This window comes from Kitasatospora sp. NPDC034533, from assembly GCF_055575155.1.
This window is the reverse complement of record NZ_JBVITE010000016.1, coordinates 1-21,914: the sequence shown is the minus strand read 5'-3', so window position 1 is coordinate 21,914 and position 21,914 is coordinate 1. Positions and strand designations below refer to the sequence as shown.

At 72.0% G+C, this 21,914-nt stretch carries 17 protein-coding genes, 2 rRNA genes and 1 riboswitch; of the genes, 4 read left to right on the top strand and 15 right to left on the bottom strand.

Features of this window, described 5'->3' with window-relative positions; genetic code table 11:
- Nucleotides 1-65: 65 nt before the first annotated feature.
- Complete coding sequence (locus ACZ55U_RS14340) at nucleotides 66-1,571, bottom strand: glutamate-cysteine ligase family protein (protein WP_465526044.1); 1,506 nt, start codon at nucleotides 1,569-1,571, stop codon at nucleotides 66-68.
- A gap of 376 nt (nucleotides 1,572-1,947) precedes the next feature.
- Here ACZ55U_RS14340 and ACZ55U_RS14335 point away from each other — a divergent pair, with 376 nt between their 5' ends.
- Nucleotides 1,948-2,520 carry a hypothetical protein gene (locus tag ACZ55U_RS14335; protein WP_465526042.1) on the top strand — a complete coding sequence of 191 codons (573 nt, stop codon included), beginning with the start codon at nucleotides 1,948-1,950 and terminating at the stop codon, nucleotides 2,518-2,520.
- A 477-nt stretch (nucleotides 2,521-2,997) separates the two neighbouring features.
- The gene (locus ACZ55U_RS14330) at nucleotides 2,998-3,189 is read left to right on the top strand and encodes a DUF5999 family protein (RefSeq protein ID WP_380699141.1); all 192 of its coding nucleotides are present in this window, start codon (nucleotides 2,998-3,000) and stop codon (nucleotides 3,187-3,189) included.
- 107 nt (nucleotides 3,190-3,296) lie between these two features.
- Here ACZ55U_RS14330 and gcvP read toward each other — a convergent pair whose 3' ends face one another.
- Complete coding sequence (gene gcvP / locus ACZ55U_RS14325) at nucleotides 3,297-6,197, bottom strand: aminomethyl-transferring glycine dehydrogenase (RefSeq protein WP_465526040.1); 2,901 nt, start codon at nucleotides 6,195-6,197, stop codon at nucleotides 3,297-3,299.
- Nucleotides 6,198-6,435: 238 nt separating this feature from the next.
- A riboswitch (glycine riboswitch) is annotated at nucleotides 6,436-6,539 on the bottom strand.
- 223 nt (nucleotides 6,540-6,762) lie between these two features.
- Between gcvP and ACZ55U_RS14320 the strand changes: the two genes are divergently transcribed.
- A complete protein-coding gene (locus ACZ55U_RS14320) occupies nucleotides 6,763-7,878 on the top strand; it encodes a PRC and DUF2382 domain-containing protein (RefSeq protein WP_465526038.1) in 1,116 nt (371 codons plus the stop codon).
- 180 nt (nucleotides 7,879-8,058) lie between these two features.
- The gene (locus tag ACZ55U_RS14315) at nucleotides 8,059-9,555 is read left to right on the top strand and encodes an MFS transporter (RefSeq protein ID WP_465526036.1); all 1,497 of its coding nucleotides are present in this window, start codon (nucleotides 8,059-8,061) and stop codon (nucleotides 9,553-9,555) included.
- Between the two features lie 143 nt (nucleotides 9,556-9,698).
- On the opposite strand, the gene ACZ55U_RS14310 is transcribed toward ACZ55U_RS14315, so the two are convergent.
- The 13 genes from ACZ55U_RS14310 to ACZ55U_RS14250 form a co-directional block, all read right to left on the bottom strand.
- Nucleotides 9,699-11,120 carry a DNA polymerase IV gene (locus tag ACZ55U_RS14310; protein ID WP_465526034.1) on the bottom strand — a complete coding sequence of 474 codons (1,422 nt, stop codon included), beginning with the start codon at nucleotides 11,118-11,120 and terminating at the stop codon, nucleotides 9,699-9,701.
- Nucleotides 11,121-11,192: 72 nt separating this feature from the next.
- Nucleotides 11,193-11,897: a SanA/YdcF family protein gene (locus ACZ55U_RS14305; protein WP_465526260.1), complete on the bottom strand. Its 705-nt coding sequence runs from the start codon at nucleotides 11,895-11,897 to the stop codon at nucleotides 11,193-11,195.
- 132 nt (nucleotides 11,898-12,029) lie between these two features.
- Nucleotides 12,030-12,674, bottom strand: coding sequence for a MerR family transcriptional regulator (locus ACZ55U_RS14300; protein ID WP_465526032.1), 645 nt, complete (start codon nucleotides 12,672-12,674; stop codon nucleotides 12,030-12,032).
- Nucleotides 12,675-12,922: 248 nt separating this feature from the next.
- On the bottom strand, nucleotides 12,923-13,399 hold the full coding sequence (locus ACZ55U_RS14295; protein ID WP_030303568.1) for a bifunctional nuclease family protein: 477 nt from the start codon (nucleotides 13,397-13,399) through the stop codon (nucleotides 12,923-12,925).
- Nucleotides 13,400-13,496: 97 nt separating this feature from the next.
- The gene (gene ftsR / locus ACZ55U_RS14290; protein WP_465526258.1) at nucleotides 13,497-14,189 is read right to left on the bottom strand and encodes a transcriptional regulator FtsR; all 693 of its coding nucleotides are present in this window, start codon (nucleotides 14,187-14,189) and stop codon (nucleotides 13,497-13,499) included.
- A gap of 179 nt (nucleotides 14,190-14,368) precedes the next feature.
- Complete coding sequence (locus ACZ55U_RS14285; RefSeq protein WP_465526030.1) at nucleotides 14,369-14,911, bottom strand: FHA domain-containing protein; 543 nt, start codon at nucleotides 14,909-14,911, stop codon at nucleotides 14,369-14,371.
- A 568-nt stretch (nucleotides 14,912-15,479) separates the two neighbouring features.
- On the bottom strand, nucleotides 15,480-16,418 hold the full coding sequence (locus ACZ55U_RS14280) for a DUF881 domain-containing protein (protein WP_465526028.1): 939 nt from the start codon (nucleotides 16,416-16,418) through the stop codon (nucleotides 15,480-15,482).
- Nucleotides 16,419-16,659: 241 nt separating this feature from the next.
- Nucleotides 16,660-16,992 (bottom strand): small basic family protein, encoded by a 333-nt coding sequence (locus ACZ55U_RS14275; protein WP_030062488.1) that lies wholly within the window; start codon nucleotides 16,990-16,992, stop codon nucleotides 16,660-16,662.
- Complete coding sequence (locus ACZ55U_RS14270) at nucleotides 16,989-18,092, bottom strand: DUF881 domain-containing protein (RefSeq protein ID WP_465526026.1); 1,104 nt, start codon at nucleotides 18,090-18,092, stop codon at nucleotides 16,989-16,991. The genes ACZ55U_RS14275 and ACZ55U_RS14270 overlap by 4 nt, the downstream gene beginning before the upstream one ends.
- Before the next feature lie 195 nt (nucleotides 18,093-18,287).
- Nucleotides 18,288-20,783, bottom strand: a complete 2,496-nt coding sequence (locus ACZ55U_RS14265) for a sugar phosphate nucleotidyltransferase (RefSeq protein ID WP_465526024.1) — start codon at nucleotides 20,781-20,783, stop codon at nucleotides 18,288-18,290.
- A gap of 124 nt (nucleotides 20,784-20,907) precedes the next feature.
- Nucleotides 20,908-21,528: a CDP-alcohol phosphatidyltransferase family protein gene (locus tag ACZ55U_RS14260; RefSeq protein WP_465526022.1), complete on the bottom strand. Its 621-nt coding sequence runs from the start codon at nucleotides 21,526-21,528 to the stop codon at nucleotides 20,908-20,910.
- 95 nt (nucleotides 21,529-21,623) lie between these two features.
- Nucleotides 21,624-21,740, bottom strand: a 5S ribosomal RNA gene (gene rrf, locus ACZ55U_RS14255).
- A gap of 81 nt (nucleotides 21,741-21,821) precedes the next feature.
- Nucleotides 21,822-21,914: ribosomal RNA gene (locus ACZ55U_RS14250) — 23S ribosomal RNA — on the bottom strand; the annotation flags it as partial.

Sequence of the window (21,914 nt, the reverse complement as noted above, 5' to 3'; positions counted from 1 at the left end):
GGCCGTCGGCCGACCGCCGGAGCGATCATCCTGACACAGCCGCCGGACGGCCCCGTGGGGAGGGCTCAGCCCACCGGCCAGGTGTGCACCGGCTCGCCGCCGCGCATGTGTTCGGCGTAGCGCCTGGTCATCGCGGCGAGCGCGGTCGGCCGGTCCATCCCGTACTGCTCGCACAGCCGGTGGAAGGTCGCGGCCTGCCAGGACGCGCCGTTGGTGCGGCGCAGGCAGCGCTGCTCGATGATGCCCAGGTAGCGGTCCCGGTCGGCGGGCTCCACGCCCCACTCGTCCAGCCCTTGGTGGGCCAGGGGCAGCAGTTCGTTCAGCACCAGGTCGACGGCGGACACCGTCTGCAATCCGCCGCCGCGCCCGGCCCGTCCGGGGCGCGGCCACTGGAACACCGCGTCGATGCCGTACCGGGCGCCCTGGCGGAAGTTCTCGTCCGCCCGTTCGAACGGCAGCCGGGTCCAGATCGGCCGGGGCTGCTCGGCGAGCGCCCGCACCAGCCCGTAGTAGAACGCGGCGTTGGCCAGGGTGTCGGCCACCGTCGGCCCGGCCGGCAGCGCCCGGTTCTCCACCCTCAGGTGCGCCACCCCGCCGGCGACGTCGTACACCGGCCGGTTCCAGCGGTAGATGGTGCCGTTGTGCAGCCGCATCTCGGCGAGCTTGGGCGCGCCGCCGGAGGCCAGCACCTTCAGCGGGTCCTCGTCGTCGCAGATCGGCAGCAGCGCGGGGAAGTACCGCAGGTTCTCCTCGAACAGGTCGTAGGCCGATTCCACCCAGCGCTCGCCGAACCAGGTGATCGGGCGCACGCCCTGCGCCTTGAGCTCCGCCGAACGGGTGTCGCAGGCCTGCTGGAAGAGCACCGGTCGGGTCTCCCGCCACAGCTCCCGCCCGAACAGGAACGGCGAGTTGGCGCCGAGCGCCAGCTGCGGCCCGCAGATCGCCTGGGCCGCGTTCCACACCGAGGAGAACCGCTCCGGGGTCACCTGGAGGTGCAGTTGGAGCGAGGTGGCGGCGGCCTCGGCCACCATGGTGATCGACTCCAGCTGGAGGTGCTCGACCCCCTCGATGTCCAGCGCGATCTCCTCCCCGCGGGCGGCCAGGATCTGCTCGCTGAGCAGGCTGTACCGCTGGTTGTGGCTCATCGCGTCCAGTCCGGTGTGGGCGTGCTCCAGCGTCGGCAGGATGCCCACCATGACGATCCGGCTGCCCGCCTCGGCCGCCCGCCGGTCGGCGTAGCGCAGCCCGGTGTCGATCTCCTCGCGCAGTTCCTCGAAAACGTGCCCGCAGAGCCGGTGCGGAGTGATGTTGACCTCGATGTTGAACCTGCCGAGCTCGGTCTGGAAGTCGCTGGAGCCGATCTCGCTCAGCACCTGCGCGTTGGTCATGGCCGGCAGTCCCTGCTCGTCGGCCAGGTTGAGCTCGATCTCCAGGCCCATCACCGCCCGCGGCCGGTCGAACCGGTCCTCCCGGATCATCCGTCCCAGCGTTTCGAGGCACGCCTGGAGCTTGCGCCGGTACAGCTGCCGGTCCGCCAGTTCCGCCCGAGTCGCCACGACCTTCTCGCCCACGGTCCCCTCCTCAAGAGCCACCCCGTCGAGCACCCCGGTCGACCGACCGTGCAACCAATATGCCCACCTCGAAGATCGATACCCGAACGCGTGTACTGGCTTGCATTGCAAGGCAACTGACGGAATATCAGACGAACTGTAGACTTGCCCGGCACCACAGCCCGTGATAAACAGGTCACCCTGCGCACCTGTTCGAATTGCACAGCGCCCGGCCGGTCAGCCATTGCCCCGAAGTCTCATCGACGGCGGCGACCGCGCCGGCACCGCGATCCTGCACAACCGGACACGGCAGGCCCCGTCACCGTCGACGCGTCGCCGCGCCACGCCGGTATGCCGCACTCGCACGCCGATCTCGCTTGGAGAGGCGGATCCCGCCATGACTCTGCAAACCCCCCAGCCCCCGCCGAGCGCCCTGCGCGCGGTCCTGGGCGCGCTCGACTCCCCGACCGCGCTGCGCCAGCCCGCCGCCGCGGCGCTCCGCCATCCGAACGGCCCCCTGCTCCCCGCCCACCCGCTCGCGGTGTACGTCCTGAACGGCCCGCGCCCGGGGCTCCCGGCCGCCCGCCGCACCGGCTGGCGCTTCCTGATCAAGGACGGCACCGAGGTCGCCGCCGCCGCCGAGGTGGTGCAGAGCGCCGAGGGCCACACCTTCTCCCACTTCACCGCCGGGCCCTACCTCGATTCGACGGTCAGGGCGCTGCGCGAGGCCTGGCAGCTCGCCCAGGGCTCCCGGCCCCCCCGGCAGCCCCGGCTGCTGACCTTCCCGGGTCAGTACGCCACGGCGCTGTGGCTGCACGACCCCGACCCCGGGACGGCCGCCGACCTGCTGATCCCACTGGCCCCGGCCCCGCTCGGCGTCACCGCGCACCGCGCCCGGCCGGCCTCCGAACTGCTGCCACTGCTCACCCGCGCGCCGCTCGCCAGGCCGCTGCTGCTCGGCTCCTCCTGACCCATCGGCACCCCGGGCCGCCGGGCCCACCCGCCCGGCGGCCCACAGCCGTGCCCGCACGCCCGCCCTCGCGCTCCGCCTCGCGCCCGCCCGAAGGCCCCACCCGGACACACCGGCCCCCGAAGGCCCCGCCCGGAAACACCCGCCCGGCACGCCTCGTCCGGCCGGGCCATCCGCCATGGCCCCAACGGGCCATGCCCTGCCTGGCCCACCGGTGCGCCTTTTCCCGTCGGCCCCACCTGAACGGGTGATCTCTGACCGGGAGTTGTGGCGCATGTCACGAAATCCCTGCGCGCGGGTCCGCGGATGCCGACACTGGGAACCAGCGTGGAAGGACCACCTGTCCTACCCACTTGAGCGTCGGTCCACACCTGGTCGACGCGCGGACAGGATCCGACCGCCGCGGCGGCTCCGGACGGCACGACCTCCGGCGCCCGCCCCACGGGGAGGATCGCAGAGCGAAGCGAGGGTACGCGTATGTGCCAGCACCGTCCTGAGTGCCCGTCGGCCGAGTCCGAGGACCGCGAGGCGGCCGCCTCGGTGGCCCGCCACCCGGAGCAGGGTTGGAGCCTGCTCTGCAACGGCGTGGTCATGTTCGAGGACACCGGAGAACTGCTGCCCGACGGCCGGGTCATCGCCCCGCGCCGCCCCGTCGCCCACGCGGCCTGACCACCCGGTCAGGCCGTACGGCGGGGGCAGCCGCCGACTCGACAGCACGAGGGGCAGGGCCCCGGCGGAAGCTCCGCCGGGGCCCTGCCCCTTTCCCGCTCGACCGGTCAGACGCCGTACTCGTCCAGCGGCGGGCACGAGCAGACCAGGTTGCGGTCGCCGTACGCCCCGTCGATCCGGCTCACCGGCGGCCAGTACTTGTCCGCCGGGTTCACGCCCGCCGGGAAGACCGCCTCCTGCCGCGAGTAGCCGTGCGCCCAGTCGCCGGCCAGCGTGGCGGCGGTGTGCGGGGCGTTGCGCAGCGGGTTGTCGTCGGCCGCCCACTCGCCCGAGCCGACCTTGTCGATCTCACCGCGGATGGTGATCATCGCGTCGCAGAAGCGGTCGATCTCGTGCAGGTCCTCGGACTCGGTCGGCTCGATCATCAGCGTGCCGGCCACCGGGAAGGACATCGTCGGCGCGTGGAAGCCGTAGTCGATCAGGCGCTTGGCGATGTCGTCCACCGTCACGCCCGTCTCCTTGGTCAGCGGGCGCAGGTCGATGATGCACTCGTGCGCGACCAGCCCGCCCGGACCGGTGTAGAGCACCGGGAAGTGCGGGGCCAGGCGCTTGGCGATGTAGTTGGCGTTCAGCACCGCGACCTGGGTGGCGTGCTTGAGGCCCTCGCCGCCCATCAGCCGCACGTACGCCCAGGAGATCGGCAGGATGGCCGCGGAACCCCACGGCGCGGCCGAGATCGGGCCGACGCCGGTGGCCGGGCCGGCCTCCGGCTGGAGCGGGTGGTTCGGCAGGTGCGGCGCCAGGTGGGCGCGCACCGCGACCGGGCCGACGCCCGGGCCGCCGCCGCCGTGCGGGATGCAGAAGGTCTTGTGCAGGTTCAGGTGCGAGACGTCCGCGCCGAACTTGCCCGGCTTGGCGAGGCCGACCAGCGCGTTCAGGTTGGCGCCGTCCACGTACACCTGGCCGCCGGCCTCGTGCACCAGGGCGCAGATGTCGGTGATCTGGGTCTCGTACACGCCGTGGGTCGACGGGTAGGTGACCATCAGCACGGCGAGGTTGTCGCGGTGCTGCTCGATCTTGGCCTTCAGGTCCTCGACGTCGACGTCGCCGTCGACCAGGGTCTTCACCACGACCACGCGCATGCCGGCCATCACCGCGGAGGCCGCGTTGGTGCCGTGCGCCGAGGAGGGGATCAGGCAGACGTCGCGCTGGGTGTCGCCGTTGTCGTGGTGGTAGGCGCGCACGGCCAGCAGACCGGCCAGCTCGCCCTGGGAGCCCGCGTTCGGCTGGATCGACACGGCGTCGTAGCCGGTCACCTCGACCAGCTGGCGCTCCAGCTGGCGGATCAGGGTCAGGAAGCCCTCGGCCTGGTCGATCGGTGCGAAGGGGTGCAGCTGGCCGAACTCCGGCCAGGTCACCGCCTCCATCTCGGTGGTCGCGTTGAGCTTCATGGTGCAGGAGCCCAGCGGGATCATGCCGCGGTCCAGCGCGTAGTCCCGGTCCGACAGGCGGCGCAGGTAGCGCAGCATGGCGGTCTCCGAGCGGTGGCTGTGGAACACCGGGTGGGTCAGGTACTCGTCCTGGCGCAGCAGCGCGGCGGGCAGCGCCTCGGCGCTCTCGGCGATCTCCACGCCCTCGACCCCGAACGCGGCCCAGACGCCGGCCAGGTGCTCGCGGGTGGTGGTCTCGTCGGTGGAGACCGAGATCCGGTCCTCGCCATCCTGGTACACGTTGATGCCGTTGGCGCGGGCGGCGGCGGCGATCTCGGCGGCGCGGCCCGGGACGACGGCGGTGACGGTGTCGAAGAACTCGCCGTGCAGCAGCTCGACGCCGCCGGCGCGCAGGCCCTCGGCGAGGGCGGCGGCGTAGCGGTGGGTGCGGCGGGCGATGTCGGCCAGGCCGTCCGGGCCGTGGTAGACGGCGTACATCGAGGCCATCACGGCGAGCAGCACCTGGGCGGTGCAGATGTTGCTGGTCGCCTTCTCGCGGCGGATGTGCTGCTCGCGGGTCTGGAGCGCCAGGCGGTAGGCGCGGTTGCCGTCGGCGTCGACGGAGACGCCGACCAGGCGGCCGGGCAGCGAGCGGGCGTACTCGGCGCGCACCGACAGGTAGCCGGCGTGCGGGCCGCCGAAGCCCATCGGCACGCCGAAGCGCTGCGAGGTGCCGCAGGCGATGTCGGCGCCCAGCGAGCCGGGGGACTTGAGCAGGGTCAGCGCGAGCAGGTCGGCGGCGACGGCGACGATCGCGCCCAGACCGTGCGCCTGCTCGATCACCGGGGCGAGGTCGCGGACCACGCCGGTGGCGCCCGGGTACTGGAGCAGCACGCCGAAGACGCCGCGCTCGGCGATCTCGGCCGGGATGCCCTCGGACAGGTCGGCGACGACGACCTCGACGCCGGTCGGCACGGCACGGGTGTTGATCACCGCGATGGTCTGCGGCAGGGTCTCGGCGTCGACCAGGAACACTCCGCCCTTGACCTTGGTGACGCGCCGGGCCAGGGCCATCGCCTCGGCGGCGGCGGTGCCCTCGTCCAGCAGCGACGAGCCGGAGGTCGGCAGGCCGGTCAGGTCGGAGACCAGGGTCTGGAAGTTGAGCAGCGCCTCCAGACGGCCCTGCGAGATCTCCGGCTGGTACGGCGTGTAGGCGGTGTACCAGGCCGGGTTCTCCATGACGTTGCGCAGGATCACCGGCGGGGTGAAGGTGCCGTAGTAGCCCAGGCCGATCATCGGCTGGAGCACCTGGTTGCGGCCGGCCAGCTCGCGCAGTTCGGCGAGGACCTGGGCCTCGGTCCGGCCTCCGGGAAGGTCCAGGGCGGTGATGGAGCGGATCGCCTCGGGCACCGCGGCGGCGGCGAGTTCGTCCAGCGAGCCGTAGCCCACGGACGCCAGCATCTTCTCCTGCGCGGCCGCGTCGGGGCCGATGTGGCGGTTCTCGAAGGGGCTGGCCAGCTCAAGCTCGGTGAGGGTCGAGGCGCCGGTGGGGCGTCCCGCGTTCGGCTGGGCGTTCATGGTGGTCGAGGCCTCCTGGTCACGGACCGGCGGGGGTACGCACGCCGGGCCGGCCAACGCCGCTGCGGACAGCGGACCGGCCTGGGCGTACGGACCCGAAAGGCCTCCCCCTCTGTCATCGGGACCTGAGAGCTTCGCCCGCACGTCGCGCTGTGGCGCTCCGTCGGCTTGCACCGTCGGTGAGGGTGGTGGTCGTCGGCTCCCGCGCCGGCGCTCCTGCCCTGCTTTCCAGAGTGACCTAGCCCGCACGGTACGGATGCCTGAGAGATTCCGGGGAGGAGTTGCTCCTTCGGCGCCCCGACCAGCGGTTTTCACTGCCGGGGACTCTCCCGAGCGGGCTCGGCGGTCGCCGCCCAGGTTACCAGCGGGAGGCCCTCCGATCACCGGTGCGTCAGGTCACTCGGGGTCTACGCGCGTTCCCTCGGACGGGCCAGTGCGCAGCCCGTCCGGCGCACCCCGGTCGCGTTCGTCCGCTTCATGGCTTTTGGTGTGAAGTGGCGGACGGAACGGGTGCTCCGGCCGCCTTCCTGCGGGAGTTACGCAGCCCAGCGCACTGGAGGAACGAGTGCAGACCGACATCGACCCCCGGGACCTCATCGGCCACAGGGCCGTCGACCGCAACGGAGACAAGATCGGCACGGTCGACGAGGTCTACCTGGACGACGCCACCGGCCGGCCCGAGTGGGCCGCGGTCCGGACGGGCATCTTCGGCCGGGACGCCTTCGTCCCGCTGACCACGAGCGAGTTCGCCGGCGACGAGCTCCGGGTGCCCTACGACAAGTCACTGGTCAAGGAGTCGCCGGACTTCGGCGTCGGCCAGCACCTGTCCCCCGCCCAGGAGCTCCAGCTCTACCGCTACTACGGGCTCGACACCCCGGTGGACGGCCACCCGCACGACGAGGACCGGAGCCGCGCCGAGCAGCCCGACCTCGACTTCGGCACCACCGCGGCCGCCGCCTCGCCGACCGCGGCGGCCCCCGCCAAGTCGCTCACCTTCCACCACCCCGAGCGCACCGCCGAGCCCGCCCCGGCCCGGCCCCCCGTCGCGCCCGCCGCCCCGGCCGCCCCGGCCGCCGCCGACGCCGACAGGACCGCCCCGGGGGCCGACCCCCGCTCCCTCGCCGCCCCCGCACCCACCGCCGCCCCTGCGGCACCCGCCCCCGCGGCGGAGCCGAAGCACCCGTCGCAGCCCGCCCCGGCGCCCGAACCCGCCGCGGCCGCGGCCGCGCCACGCCCGGCCACCCCGTCCGCCCCCACCAGCAGCCCGGTCGAGATCACCTGCCGGGAGGAGCGGATGGACATCACCACCGAGTGGCACACCATCGGCACCGCGAAGCTGCGCAGGTACGTGACGACCGAACAGGTCGAGCGCCGCGTCCCGGTGGTCCACGAGCGCGTCCGGGTCGAGCGGATGCCGGTCAGCGAGGCCGAGCGCGCCGCCCTCACCGACAAGGAGGTCGCCGAGGCCGTCGAGGAGGTCACCCTCCGCGAGGAGCGCCCGGTGATCCGCAAGTACCTCGCGCCCGTCGAACGGGTCCGCCTCGTCGTCGAGCGCTACACCACCGAGGAGGTGGTCCGGGACGAACTGCGTCGCGAGCGCGTCGAGGTCCATGACACCACCGCCCCGGCCTCCTCCGCCCCCGACACTGCTCGCCCCGCCGCCCTGCGCCCACTCGCCTGACACCGGCCTCCGATCCGAGGGCCCCGGACACCCGTCCGGGGCCCTCGGCGCGCTCCGGCCACCTTGTCGCGTACCCGACCCTTCGTCTTTACCAAGGCTTAACCACTCGATATTTGACACTCTTAACTATCCTCGGCAAAGTTACTTCAGTTCATTCACTATGTACGGGAGGAAGCAACCGTGAGTGAGGCACCACAGCCCACCACCGCGGCCGAGAAGCAGAGCAGCGCCCGGGTCCTGCCGGCCCTCATCCTGGCGATGCTGTCGTTCAGCGTGGTGCAGACCGCGGTCGTCCCGATCCTGCCTTCGCTGGCCAAGGAACTGGACGTCTCCGCCTCCAGCATCACCTGGCTGATGACCGCCAACCTGCTCTCCGCAGCCGTGCTGACTCCCCTCCTGGGCCGCTTCGGCGACCTCCGGGGCCGCAAGCCGATGCTGCTGATCTCGCTGGCCGGCCTGGTCGCCGGTTCGGCGCTGGCGGTCAGCACCCACTCGTTCACCTGGCTGGTCGTCGCCCGCGTCCTCCAGGGCGCCGGCGGTGGCGTCCTGCCGCTGGCGATCAGCATCGTCCGCGACGAGCTGCCCAAGCAGAAGGTGACCGGCGGCGTCGCCGCCATCAGCGCCTCGATGGGCGTCGGCTCCGGCCTCGGCCTGGTCGCCACCGGCCTGCTGCTGGAGCACTGGAGCTACAAGTCGATCTTCTGGATGGGCCTGGTCTGCGGCCTGGTCGCGGTCGCCCTGGTCGCCTTCCGGGTCCCGACCGACCCGGTCACCGACAAGGAGGGCGGCGCCGACCCGCTGGGCGCCCTCACCCTGGCCGGCTGGCTCTCCGCCCTGCTGGTCGCGGTCAGCCAGGGCAACCACTGGGGCTGGGCCTCCAACAAGACCCTCGGCCTGTTCGCCGTCGCCGCCGTGGTCGCCCTGCTCTGGGGGATCATCGAGACCAAGGTCGCCCACCCGCTGGTGGACATGAAGATGATGGCCCGCCCGGCCGTCGCCTTCACCAACGCGGCCGGCCTGCTGATCGGCTTCGGCATGTACGGCTCCTTCATGGTCATCAGCAACTTCGCCCAGACCCCGGAGAAGCTGGCCCACTACGGCTTCACCGCCACCGTGCTGCACGCCGGCATCATGCTGCTGCCGTCCGCGATCGGCTCGATGGTCGCCGCCCCGGTCGGCGCCCTGCTGATCGCCCGTCGCGGCCCGCGCCTGCCGCTGGTCCTCGGCGGCGTCCTCGGTGCCGTCGCGATGGCCTACCTGGCCGTGCGCCACGGCCACGAGGCCGACATCTACACCGCGTCGGCGATCTTCGGTCTCGGCGTCGGCCTGGCCTTCGCCGCCATGCCCGCCTACATCAACGGCGCCGTCCCGGTCGAGCAGAGCGGCATCGCCAACGGCATGAACTCCGTGCTGCGCACGGTCGGCGGCGCGATCGGCACCGCCGTCATGGCCGCCATCCTGACCGGCGACACCCTGAAGCTGCCGCCGCAGATCCCGCTCTCCCTGCCCACCCTGGACGCCTACGAGCACGCGTTCTGGACCGCGGCCGTCGTCTGCGTCGTCGCCGGCGTCGTCCCGTTCCTGATCCGCGGCGGCACGTCGGCCGCCACCGCGACCGTCGCCCGCGGCTCGGCCCAGCAGGACTCCAGCCCCGAGCTGGTCAAGACCGACGCCTGACGAGGCGTCCGGCCCCGCGCTCAGGGACAGGGCGCGGGGCACCCGGCCTCCGTACGTCGCGAGGGCATCACGAACGTGCGGAGCCGGCACGGTGATCGGCCCCACCCGGTAACTCCCCCACCGGGTGGGGCCGTTTTCGTGCCTCAGTCCCCCCGGTCCGCCCCGTCGTCCCCGACCTCCCGCTCGACCTCGTCCTCGTCCTCGCCCCGGCGCAGCGGCAGCGGCCGGGACGCTTCGAGCGCCGGATCGTCCACCGCGAAGGTCCGCACCCGCCCCGGCTCGCTCCACGGCGTCTCGAACCGCACGGTGACCCTCCCGACGCCGCTGCCCTGCACCCAGCCCGGACCGAACTCGGCGTGCCGGACGTCCTGGCCGGGCATCCAGCGCCGCACCACGACGGCCTCCGGCTCCTCCTCGGCCCGCTCCGCCGCGGCCGCCACCTCGGCGTGCTCCGCGGCCTCCTCCCGCAGCGCCTGCGCGAACAGGTCCTCCTGGGTGTAGTCGGCGAGTTGGGCGACGCCGACACCGAGCAGCCGGACTCCGCCGGTGATGTCCACCTGTTCGGCCAGCCGGCGCGCGGTCGCGGTGATCACCGCCTCGTCGTCGGTGGGCCCGCCGAGCGTCTCCGAGCGGGTCAGCGTCGAGAAGTCGAACCGCCGGACCTTGAGCACCACCGTCCGCCCCGAGCGCCCGGCCGCCCGCAACCGCCGTACGCACCGGGCGGCCAGCGCCTCCACCTCGCGCAGCACCCGGTCGCGGTCGGCCAGGTCCACCTCGTAGGTGTCCTCCACCGACACCGACTTGGCGTCCTGGTCGGCGACCACCGGCCGCTCGTCCAGACCTATGGACATCTGGAAGATCCCGGTGCCGTGCGCCCTCCCGACCAGCTGCACCAGCTCCGCCTCCCCCGCCTCCGCGAGGTCGGCCACCGTGTTCAGCCCGGCCCGGCGCAGCACCTGCTCGGTGGCCGGCCCGATCCCGGGCAGCGCCCGCACCGGCATCGGGCCGAGCACCGCCCGCTCCTGCCCGGGCTCGATCATGACCAGCCCGTTCGGCTTGGCCTGCTCCGAGGCGATCTTGGCCATCAGCTTGGACCCGGCCGCCCCCACCGAGCCGGTCAGCCCGGTCAGCCGCTCGATGTCCGCCCGCAGGTCCTCCGCCAGCGCCAGCACCAGCCGCTCGCCGGTCTCGTGGTCCGCCTCCAGCAGGGCGGGGCCGTAGGGGCCTGCCTCCAGGTCCACGAAGGCCTCGTCCAGGCTGAGCGGCTGCACCAGCGGGGAGAGCTGCCGCAGCAGCCCCATCACGATCTCGCTGTTCTGCCGGTAGGCCTCGAACCGCCCCGCCAGGAAGGCGGCGTTGGGGCAGAGCCTGCGCGCCTGCGCCATCGGCATCGCCGAGTGCACCCCGAACCTCCGCGCCTCGTACGAGGCCGTGGAGACCACCCCCCGCCCGCCGAGCCCCCCGACCACCACCGGCTTGCCGCGCAGGCTCGGCTTGGCCGCCTGCTCCACCGCCGCGAAGAAGGCGTCCATGTCGAGGTGGATGATGCTCGGCAGAGAACGCACCCGCCGATCATCGCGTACGGGTCCGACAGTGCGTGCGAACCCGGCCGCAGGCCCCGCGGCCCGTCCGGGCGGCTACTCGTCCGCGGCCCGGGCGAGCGCCTTCGGGATGCCGTCCTCCTCGGGCCCGAGGAACAGCGGGTCCGGCCGCAGCCAGGCGTTGACCGCCGCCTTGCCCGCCCCGGCGACCTCCCGCAGCCCGCCGTAGAGCCAGGTCACGTCGTGCGGCTCGGGCACCCCGACGGCGTACGAGCGGATGCCCGCCGCCTCGCACAGCGCCAGCGCCCGCCGGACGTGGAAGTCCTGGCTCACCAGCACCGCGTGGTCCACCCCGAAGATCCGGCGCGCCCGGGTGCAGGAGTCCCAGGTGTCGAAGCCGGCGTAGTCCCGGACCACCCGGTCCGCGGGCACCCCGTGCTCGGTCAGGTAGGTGTACATCGCGTCGGGCTCGTCGTACCCGACCCGCCCGTTGTCCCCGGTCACCAGGATCGCCCGCGCCTTCCCCCGCCGGTACAGGTCCACCGCGGCGTCCAGCCGGTGCTCCAGGTACGGCGAGGGCCTGCCCTGGTCCAGCCCGGCGCCGAAGACCACCGCGACGGGCGCGGCGGGGGCGCTCTCCACCGTGCCCACCCGGTCCCCCGCCGAGAGCCACACCCAGGCGCTCGGCGCCAGGGCCAGCGAGCAGAGCACCGTACCGGCCTGGAACACCCTGCGCTGGGTCGGCCGCCGCCGCAGCCGCGCTGCCAGCAGCCCGGCCCGGCGCCTCAGCAGCCCCGCCATCCCGGTGCCCACCCCCACGTGCCCTCCCTCGCTCGCACCCGACCGGGCTCGGTCGCGTCAACCAGGCAACACGACGAGGCCGCGGCCCCGAACGGTTCCCCGCTCGGGTCCGCGGCCTCGTCGAACGACTGCTCAGACCGCCCGGTTGCGCCGCTGCGCCAGCTCGTCGCCCGGGTCGTGCCCGACCAGGGTCTCACCGGTGTCGGTGCGCTCGGCGTGCAGCCGCCCCAGGGTCAGCTCCAGCTCGCGCCAGACGGCTCCCACCGCGATGCCGAAGACTCCCTGACCGCCCTTCAGCAGGTCCACCACCTGCTGCGGCGTGGTGCACTCGTACACCGTCGCGCCGTCGCACATCAGCGTCATCCCGGCCAGGTCGGCCTGGTCGGCGGCCTGGAGGTGGGCGACCGCCACCCGGATGTTCTGCAACGAGACGCCCGCGTCGAGCAACCGCTTCACGATCTTCAGCAGCAGGATGTCCCGGAAGCTGTAGAGCCGCTGGCTGGTCGACGGGTACGCCGTACGGACGCTGGGCTCCAGCAGTCCGGTCCGGGCCCAGTAGTCCAGCTGGCGGTACGTGATGCCGGCCGCCGCGCAGGCCGTCGGGCCTCGGAAGCCGAGCAGGTCGGACGTCGGGGCCAGCCGCTCGATGGCCGGCTGGCCCGGTTGCACGGCCGGGAACCTGCCCACCCGGGGCAGGTCGGTGACGGTGCGAGCGGTGCGCGGCATGTGTACGGCGCACCGGCCCCCCACCGCCGCGTCATCGCCGGTGCTGCTCATGCCTGCCTCCGTCCCTTGTGCTGCGGGCAACCCGACTGCGGGCATCGGCCACCCGGACAGCCACTCCTGACGGTAGGCAGTCCCCTATGACCCGTCAACGATCGCCACGCCGGGTCAGACAAACCACATCACTCAGGAGAGTGGTTTTTCGTGCCCCCAGTGTGGGTAAGCGGGCGTTTTTTGGCAAAACGGCGGGCCAAAAGGCCGAACGGCCGACCCCCGCCGCGGGCGGAGGGCCCGGATCCGGGCTACTGCGGGCCGCTGCCGCCGAAGTCCTCGGGCGAGACCTGGTCGAGGAACTCCCGGAACTTCTCGACCTCGTCCTCCTGCTCGTCCGGGATCGCGATGCCCGCCTCCGCGAGCACCTCCTCGCTCCCGTAGATCGGCGTGCCGGTGCGCAGCGCCAGCGCTATGGCGTCGGACGGCCGGGCGCTCACCTCGACCCCGCCGGCGAACACCAGCTCGGCGTAGAACACGCCCTCCCGCAGGTCGGTGATCCGGACCTCGGTGAGCTGCTGGCCGAGCGCCTCCAGGACGTCCTTGAAGAGGTCGTGCGTCAGCGGGCGCACCGGAGTCATGCCCTGCTGGGCGAAGGCGATCGCGGTCGCCTCGCCGGGGCCGATCCAGATCGGCAGGTAGCGATCTCCCCCGACCTCCCGCAGCAGCACGATCGGCTGGTTGGAAGGCATCTCCACTCGGACACCCACGACGTCGAGCTCATTCACACACGCAACCCTATGGCTCCGCTCCCGGATATGAAAGCGCAGAGCCGACGCCGCTGGTCAGCGCGGTGCACCCGTCGCCCGACGGACGCCGCGGCCGCTACCCGCGGGTTCGCAGACCGGCCTGGACCATCGCCGCGTGCAGCCGCACCGACAGCGTCGCGAGTTCCCGCGCGGTGGCCTCCGCGTGCGCCCGGGTCTGCGGGTTGCGGTGCCTGCGCAGCGGCGCCACCACCTGCTCCACCAGCGCGATCTCGCGGTCCGCCGCCGCCTTCATGGCCCGCAGGTGCCGGGGTTCGAGCCCGTACCGGCCGAGCTCCGCGACCAGCCGGGCCACCTGGAGCGCCTCGCCGTCGTAGCCGCCGTCCGGGCCCGGCACGACCAGCCCGTAGGACTCCCACTCGGCCAGCTCCGACTCCCCCGCTTCCGCCGCCGCCAGCAGCTCGGCCCGCCCCAGCCGCACCCCGGACTGCGCCTCGCCGGCGGCCACCAGCTCCCGGTCCGCCTCCTCCAGCGGCCCGGGACGGGTGTCGGCGGAGGGAAGCGCGGGCGGGTTCTCACCGCGCTCGATGGCGTCCAGGTGCTCCCGGATCACCCGCAGCGGAAGGTAGTGGTCCCGCTGCATGCGCAGGACGTAGGCCAGCCGCTCGACGTCGGCCGGGCTGAACTTGCGGTACCCCGAGGGCGTGCGCTGCGGCTCGACCAGTCCTTCCGCCTCCAGGAAGCGGATCTTGGAGATGGTGACCTCGGGGAAGTCGTCGCGCAGGAAGGCCAGCACCGCGCCGATGCTCAGCAGTTCGTCACCGCCGCGCCGGCGCCCGGCGGATCGCTCCGTCCGGGCCGGCTGCCGCGGGCCCGCGACCACCCCGCGCCCGCCGCGGTCCGCCTGCGGACCGGACGGGGTCGGAGTGGTCGCCCCGAGAGAAGAGGAAGGGGGGTTCGTATTCACTCGGGCTCCTGCCTGCGTCGTTTTCAGTACCCCCGGTGGTGGCCGGCGAAGAACACCAGCCGGTACTTCCCGATCTGCACCTCGTCGCCGTTGTTCAGCGCCACCTCGTCGATCCGTTCCCGGTTCACGTAGGTGCCGTTGAGGCTGCCCACGTCCGCGACGCTGAAGCCGGCCGGGGTGCGGCGGAACTCCACGTGGCGGCGCGAGACGGTGACGTCGTCCAGGAAGATGTCACCCTGCGGGTGACGTCCCGCCGTGGTGACGTCCGAGTCCAGCAGGAAGCGGCTGCCCGAGTTCGGACCGCGCTGGACGATCAGCAGGGCCGCGCCCGGCGGCAGCGCGTCGATCGCCGACAGCACCTCGGCCGACAGGGCCGGCGTGGCACCGGTGCCGGTCGTGGCGGTCGGGTCGTACGACTCCAGGCCGGAGATGGAGATGGTCGACGTGGTCTCCGCCGCCCCCTCCGGGAGCGGACCGCCGCGCAGCGCCGTCCCGCAGTTGGAGCAGAACCGGGCCGAGGCCGGGTTCGGGTTGGCGCACCTGGGACACGGAGTGGGGCCAGCCATGTTCACAGCCTCCTGGCGCGGCACACCCGACGGGTTGTGCCCGGCGTACGGATCCGGGGCAAACCCTCCACCAGAGGTTGAGGGTGCTGACGGGAAACCTATGCGCGGCTCGCCGGAAGGGTCAACCGACGCGCCGTAGCCCGCCGGATTCCCCGCGTACTGGGCGGCGGCGCCGTCCCGGTACAGCTGCTGCCCCCCGTACGGCCCGCCCTCGGGGGCGGGGCGCATGCCGGGGACGGCCGGCTCGTCCTCGGGCCGGCGGTGACGTGCGGTGGGCGCCTCGACGGCGGCCGAGTTGCGGCCCTTGTTGCGACCGAACAACTTCGAGAAGAAACTCACGGGCGAATCCCCTTGCGTGTGACAGACCCGCCCGCGGGGCAGGGTGAGAACCTCGGACATGCTGCGAGCCCGGATGCTGCGGCTCGGGCCCGCCGGAGCGGTGCTCCGACGGCTGGTGCTGCGGTTGTTGCTCCGGAGCGTACCGGTGCGAACCAGTCTCGCCCACGTGACGGCGGCGCCCCGCAGCGGGTGCCGCCCGCCCTTGACGGGCCGTTCGTCGGGTGCCCCGTCACTTCGAAGCCGGCTTGGCGTACTGCGGCGACTTCGGGTCCACGAGGGCGTCGACGACCACCTTCTGCTGCTGGGCGATGGTCGCCCGTGCCTGGTTGTTCTCCAGGGTGCGGACGACACCTCCCGGGATGTTCAGCGCGGGTGTCAGGTCCTGCGGGTTTCCGACGACGGTGAACCGATAGGGCTGCGAGACCTTCTTCCCGTCGATCTGCACCCCGCCGCCCGACAGGTCGGTGAAGTAGGTGTTGACCACCACGCGCACATCGTTGATCTGAATCGCCTCCGCCCCCGCCGCTCGAAGTTCTTGCAGGGTGTCCAGCAGCATATCCGCCTTCACCTGCCCTTGGGGATCATCGACCGTGAGTACGATGCCCGGACCAGTGGCTTTGACGGTACCCGCGAGCACGCCGAGTTCCGTCATCTTCTTCCTGGTCTGCTCCTGGGCCTCCTTGGCCTGGTTGGAGCTGTTCTCCAACTTCGCCAGGGAGCCTTCCAGCTCCGCCTTCTCCTGCTGGAGACGCTGCTGACGGCTGTCCAGTTCGTCGAGGATGCGCACCAGGTCCTCCTGGCGGGCCCCGCGCAGCTGGCTGTGGTGGTCGTTGGTCGACCGCACCTGGATCGCGAGCGCCAGGCCGAGCGAGAACAGCAGCAGCGCCACCACCAGCTGCCCGCGCGACAGCCGCGGCGGCCAGAGCGCCGCCTTCAGGCGCCGCCGGCCCGCGTTCCGGTCCGGGGCCGTCGGCTGCTCGGCGGCCTCCGCGACGGCGGGCCCGGGCTCGGCTTCCGGCTCGGGTGCGGGCTCGGCGGCCTCGGTTCCGGGCTCGGGCTTCGCCTCGGACGCGGGCTCGGGCCCGGGTTCGGGCCCGGGTTCGGGCTCCGACGAGCCCTCGGGCTCCGGTGGGACCACCTTCGTGAGCCGGAGCGTCGGCTCGGACACCGGACCGGCCTCAGCCTCAGCCTTAGCGTCAGAGTTCCCCTCCGACGCCCCGGCGGCCCCGGCGGCCCCGTCCGGCCCGTTCGCCCCGGATCCCTCGGCCGTCTCCGGCTCGGACGCCTCAGCGGCCCTCTCGACGGCCCTGCCGACGTCCTTCCCGACAGCCTTCCCGTCCGGCTTCCCGGCGGCCCGCTCGGCGGGCACCACGGGCTCCGGCTTCTCCTCCGCCGCCTCGCGGCCCGGCTCAGGCACGGAAGACATGGCGCCGGATCGCAGCCGCGTTGGAGAAGATGCGGATGCCGAGGACGACGACCACACCGGTGGACAGCTGCGAGCCGACGCCCAGCTGGTCACCGAGGAAGACGATCAGCGCCGCGACCACCACGTTGGACAGGAACGAAACGATGAACACCTTGTCGTTGAAGATCCCGTCGAGCATCGCCCGGACGCCGCCGAACACGGCGTCCAGCGCCGCCACCACCGCGATCGGCAGGTAGGGCACCACGGCGTCCGGCACCTCGGGTTGGACGAAGAGGCCGACGACCACCCCGATCACAAGACCCAGTACGGCAATCACGGTCTGGCTGCTCCTGTCGCTGTCGTGGTCTTGGCGGCTCCGGTCGACGGATGCCGCTTGGCGCTCGGACTGCCTCCGGTCGCGGCCGGCGAGCCCGGCGACCCCGGCACGGAGGCCGCAGGCGGGGCCGGCGGTGAGACGGACGCGCCCGGGCTCTCCGGGGCCGCGGCTCCGGCCGACGGCGTGTCGCCCGCAGCCGGAGCGGTCGCCGTGGGCGCGGGCTCGGGCGCCACCGGCTGCGCGGTCCGCAGCGTCATCCCCACCGCCGCCGGCAGCGTCAGGCCCTTCTGCACGGAGAGCGTCGACTTGATGCCGTACTGCTCCTGTAGCAGCCGCAGGTACTGCCCGGCCATGTCCTTCTCGAAGGCGCTGAGGAGCTTGGCGCCGTCCCCGATCGCCTGGATGTTGTACGGCGGCACCAGCGGCCGGTTGTCCACCAGCACCGCTTCGCCCGCGGCCCGGATCGCGGACAGCGCGGTCAGCCGCTGCCCGTTGATCGCGATCGCCTCGGCTCCGGAGCCCCAGAGGCCGTTCACCACGAGTTGCAGGTCGCGGTCCCGCAGCCGGCCGCTGTTGGAGAAGCCCTGCCCGGCCCGCGGGTCGACGTTGCCGCCTCGGCCCGTGCCCGCCGCGTCCTCCAGGACCAGCTTCACGCCCGGCCCGGTCACCTCGCCCAGGCCCACGGCCCCGGTCAACCCACCGGGATCGCCGTCCCCCGACGCGAGCGCCTGCTGCTGCGTGCTGTCGACCTTGAGCCGCAGGTCCTGCACCTGCTTCTGCAACTGGTCGGCCGCGGTGTTGCTGTCGTTGATCCGGTGGATCAGCGCGTCCCGCTCCTTGGCCAGCGTCGGCTCGGCCTTGTGGGCGTTCACGGCGCCCACCGTCACCACCGCGCCCACCAGGGCCAGCCCGGCGCCCAGGGTGAGCAGTCCGGGCAGCGTGCCGGGCATCCGGCTGTCGCGGGCGCCACCGCGTGCGGCGGCGGCCTGTGCGTAGCCCTCGTCCAGGCCGTGGTCCATCACGTTGGTCAGCAGGGACATCGAGGCGTCCGGACGGTTGTACCGTCCGTTCGGGGCACTCGGCGTCGGCGTCGCTGGCATGGAGACCATCGTCCCATGGCCTCGGAGAGGCCCGTGCACGGCCCCTGAGCTGCACACACGCTGCACACATGACGGAAGTGGCGGATCATTCCGAATGATGCGAAAACGGACAGTGGGGCGCGCGGATCACTCCGCACGCCCCGCGGTTCGAGGTCGTTCCGGGATCAGGCCCGGACCCCGCTCATGTCCCGGTCGTCACCGCCCCGCGCCGTCGACCACGGCCGCCCACTCGTCGAGCAGCGCCTCGGTGGCCTCGTCGTCGGGGCCCTCGGCCCACAGGTGGGTGACGGCCTCGGCCGGGTCCGGCAGCACCAGCGTCCACCGCCCGTCCGCCTCCACCACCCGGACGCCGTCGGTGGTGTCCAGCCGACGGCTGCCGGCCGCCTCCACCACCGAGCGCATGACCATGCCCTTGGCCGCCCACGGTGTCGCGATGTCCCGGCGCCGGATGTGCGCCTGCGGGATCCGGGCGTCGATCTGGCTCAGCGTGAGCTGCGTCCGCGCCACCAGGCCGACCAGTCGGACGAAGGCCGCGGCACCGTCCAACACGCCGCTGAACTCGGGCACCACGAAGCCACCGCGTCCGTCCCCGCCGAACACCGTGCCCTCGGCGGAGGCCGCCTTCGCGAGGTCGTCCGGCGTGGTCGTGGTCCAGATGACCTGGGTGCCGTGGTACGCGGCGACCTGCTCGGCGATCCGGGTCGTGGTCACCGGCAGCGCCACCTGCCCGCTGCGCCGCTCGGCCGCGACCAGGTCCAGCAGCACCAGCAGCGCCCGGTCGTCGTCGATCACCCGGCCCAGCTCGTCCACGAAGGCGACGCGTTCGCCCACCGGGTCGAACCGCACGCCGAAGGCGGCCCGGGAGGAGGCCACCAGCTCGCCGAGCCTGGCCAGGCCGGCGCGGCGCTCCTCCGCGTCCTCGGTCGGCCGCGCCTCGTCCAGCCCGGTGGAGACGGTGAGCGCCTCCACCCCCAGCCGGCCGAGGATGCTCGGCAGAACGAGGCCCGCGCTGCCGTGCGCGGTGTCCACGACCACCTTCAGCCCGGCCTCTCGGACCCCGGTGGTGTCCACCGTCCGCAGCAGGTTGCCCGCGTAGGAGTCGAAGACGCTGGAGGGGAAGGTCAGGTCGCCGATCTCGCCCGGGAAGGCCCGCCGGAACTCCTGGCGCGCGTAGACGCGGTCCAGCTTGCGCTGGCCGGCCTGCGAGAGGTCCGCCCCGCGCTCGTCGAAGAAGAGGATGTCCAGTGAGTCCGGCACCCCCGGGGTGGTCCGCAGGAAGATCCCGCCCGCACTCCCCCGGGCCGTGTGCTGCCGCGCCACCGGCATGGGCACGTTCTCAAGGTCGCGGACGTCGATCGCGGACGTCTGGAGCGCCGAAATCATCGCCCGTTTGAGCGCACGCGCACCACGCGAGTGGTCACGCGCAATGGTGACGGTCGCGCCCTTCTTCAGCGTCGTCGCGTACGCCCCCGCCAGCCGCACGGCCAGCTCCGGGGTGATCTCGACGTTCAGGACGCCCGACACGCCACGGGCCCCGAACAGGTGCTCCTGGCCGCGCGACTCCCAGATCACGGAGGTGTTGACGACGGCGCCGGCCTCGATGGTCTTGAACGGGTAGACGCGGACGTTCGCCCCGATGATCGACTCCTCGCCGACCAGGCACTCGTCCCCGATCACCGCGCCGTCCTCGACCCGCGCGGCCCGCATCACGTCGGTGTTCTTGCCGACCACGCAGCCCCGCAGATTGCTCTGCGGCCCGACGTACACGTTGTCGTGCACCACGGCCTTGTGCAGGAACGCGCCGCGTTTGACCACCACGTTGCTGCCCAGCACGGTGTGCTCGCGGATCTCCACGCCGGCCTCGACCTTGGCGTAGTCCCCGATGTACAGCGGCCCGCGGAGCACGGCCTCCGGATCCACCTCGGCGCCCTCGGCCACCCAGACGCCCGGGGAGATCTCGAACCCGTCGAGCTCGACGTCGACCTTGCCCTCCAGGACGTCCGCCTGGGCCTTGCCGTAGCTCTCGTGGGTGCCCACGTCCTCCCAGTAGCCCTCGGCGACGTAGCCGTAGACCCGCTTGCCCTCCTTCAAGAGCTGGGGGAAGACGTCGCTCGACCAGTCGACGGACTCACCTGCCGCGACGTAGTCGAAGACTTCGGGTTCCATCACGTAGATACCGGTGTTCACAGTGTCGGAGAAGACCTGCCCCCAGGTCGGCTTCTCCAGGAAGCGCTCCACCCTCCCCTCGTCGTCCGTGATCGTGATGCCGAACTCCAGGGGATTCGGCACCCTCGTGAGACAGACGGTGACCAGAGCGTTCTTGCTGCGGTGAAAGTCGATCAATTCCGAGAGGTTGAAGTCGGTCAGCGCATCACCGGAGATCACCAGAAAGGAATCGTCCTTGAGCGCGTCCTCTGCGTTCTTGACACTCCCCGCAGTGCCCAGTGGCGTCTCCTCGTGGGCATAGGTCAGATGCATGCCCAGCTCTTCGCCGTCACCGAAATAGTTCTTGACCAGTGACGCCAAGAACTGAACGGTGACGACGGTGTCGGAGAGGCCGTGCCGCTTCAGCAGCCGAAGCACGTGCTCCATGATCGGCCTATTGGCGACCGGAAGCAGCGGCTTCGGCATGCTGGAGGTCATCGGGCGGAGTCGAGTGCCCTCGCCCCCTGCCATTACAACGGCTTTCATTACGGGTGCGTCCTCCTTCGCGGTGGTGGACCAGCAGGTCCATCAAAGCGTTCCAGAGGGATCTCTACCCGGAAAGGATCGTCCGACGCACCGATGGGGCGTGGGGCTTCTCTCAGATCACGTCTCAGACTGTGGACGCCGAGCCGGCGGTGGTCCCCCGGATGATCTGCCTCGCCTGAACCGCGTAGAGAATCGCGGCCCACCAGTACAGCGTGGTCCCCCACCAGATGAACGCCCAGCTCACCACTTCGGCCGGCCGGGCGATCCAGCTGTCGACACTGCCGAGCAGCAGGAGCGGAAACGCGTACATCAGATTGAAGGTCGCGGCCTTCCCCAGGAAACTCGTCTGGAGCGGGCCGTAACCGTGCCGGTTCAGAATCGGCAGCAGCGTGGCGATGAACGCCTCACGGGCCAACAGGATCGCGGTGAGCCACCACGGCAGAATCTCACGCCAGGTCAATCCGACCAGCGTGGAAAGCACATAGAGCCGGTCCGCCAGCGGGTCGAGCAACTGCCCCACCCGGCTGATCTGCCCCCACTTCCGGGCGAGCTTTCCGTCCAGGTAATCGCTGACCCCGCTCAGTGCCAGGATCAACAGCGCCCAGACGTCGTTCTTCGGGCCGCCGAACTCCGGCCAGAGAATGAGCCAGAGGAAGATCGGAACACCGACCAGCCGGCCCATGCTCAGCATGTTGGGGATGGTGAGGACGCGATCCGTCTGGACCCGCGTCTCCTGGACCTCCACTCGGGGGCCTCCTGTCCCGTGTGACGACAATGCACATTGACCCTACAACAGAGAAGCCCCCGACCGGTTCCCCGGCGGGGGCTTCTCGAAGAATTGTTCGGCGGCGTCCTACTCTCCCACAGGGTCCCCCCTGCAGTACCATCGGCGCTGAAAGGCTTAGCTTCCGGGTTCGGAATGTAACCGGGCGTTTCCCTCACGCTATGACCACCGAAACACTATGAAACTGTGCACCACACACCCCAACTGACGGGGCGGGTCGTTGTTTCAGAACAACACAGTGGACGCGAGCAACTGAGGACAAGCCCTCGGCCTATTAGTACCGGTCAACTCCACCCCTCACAGGGCTTCCATATCCGGCCTATCAACCCAGTCGTCTACTGGGAGCC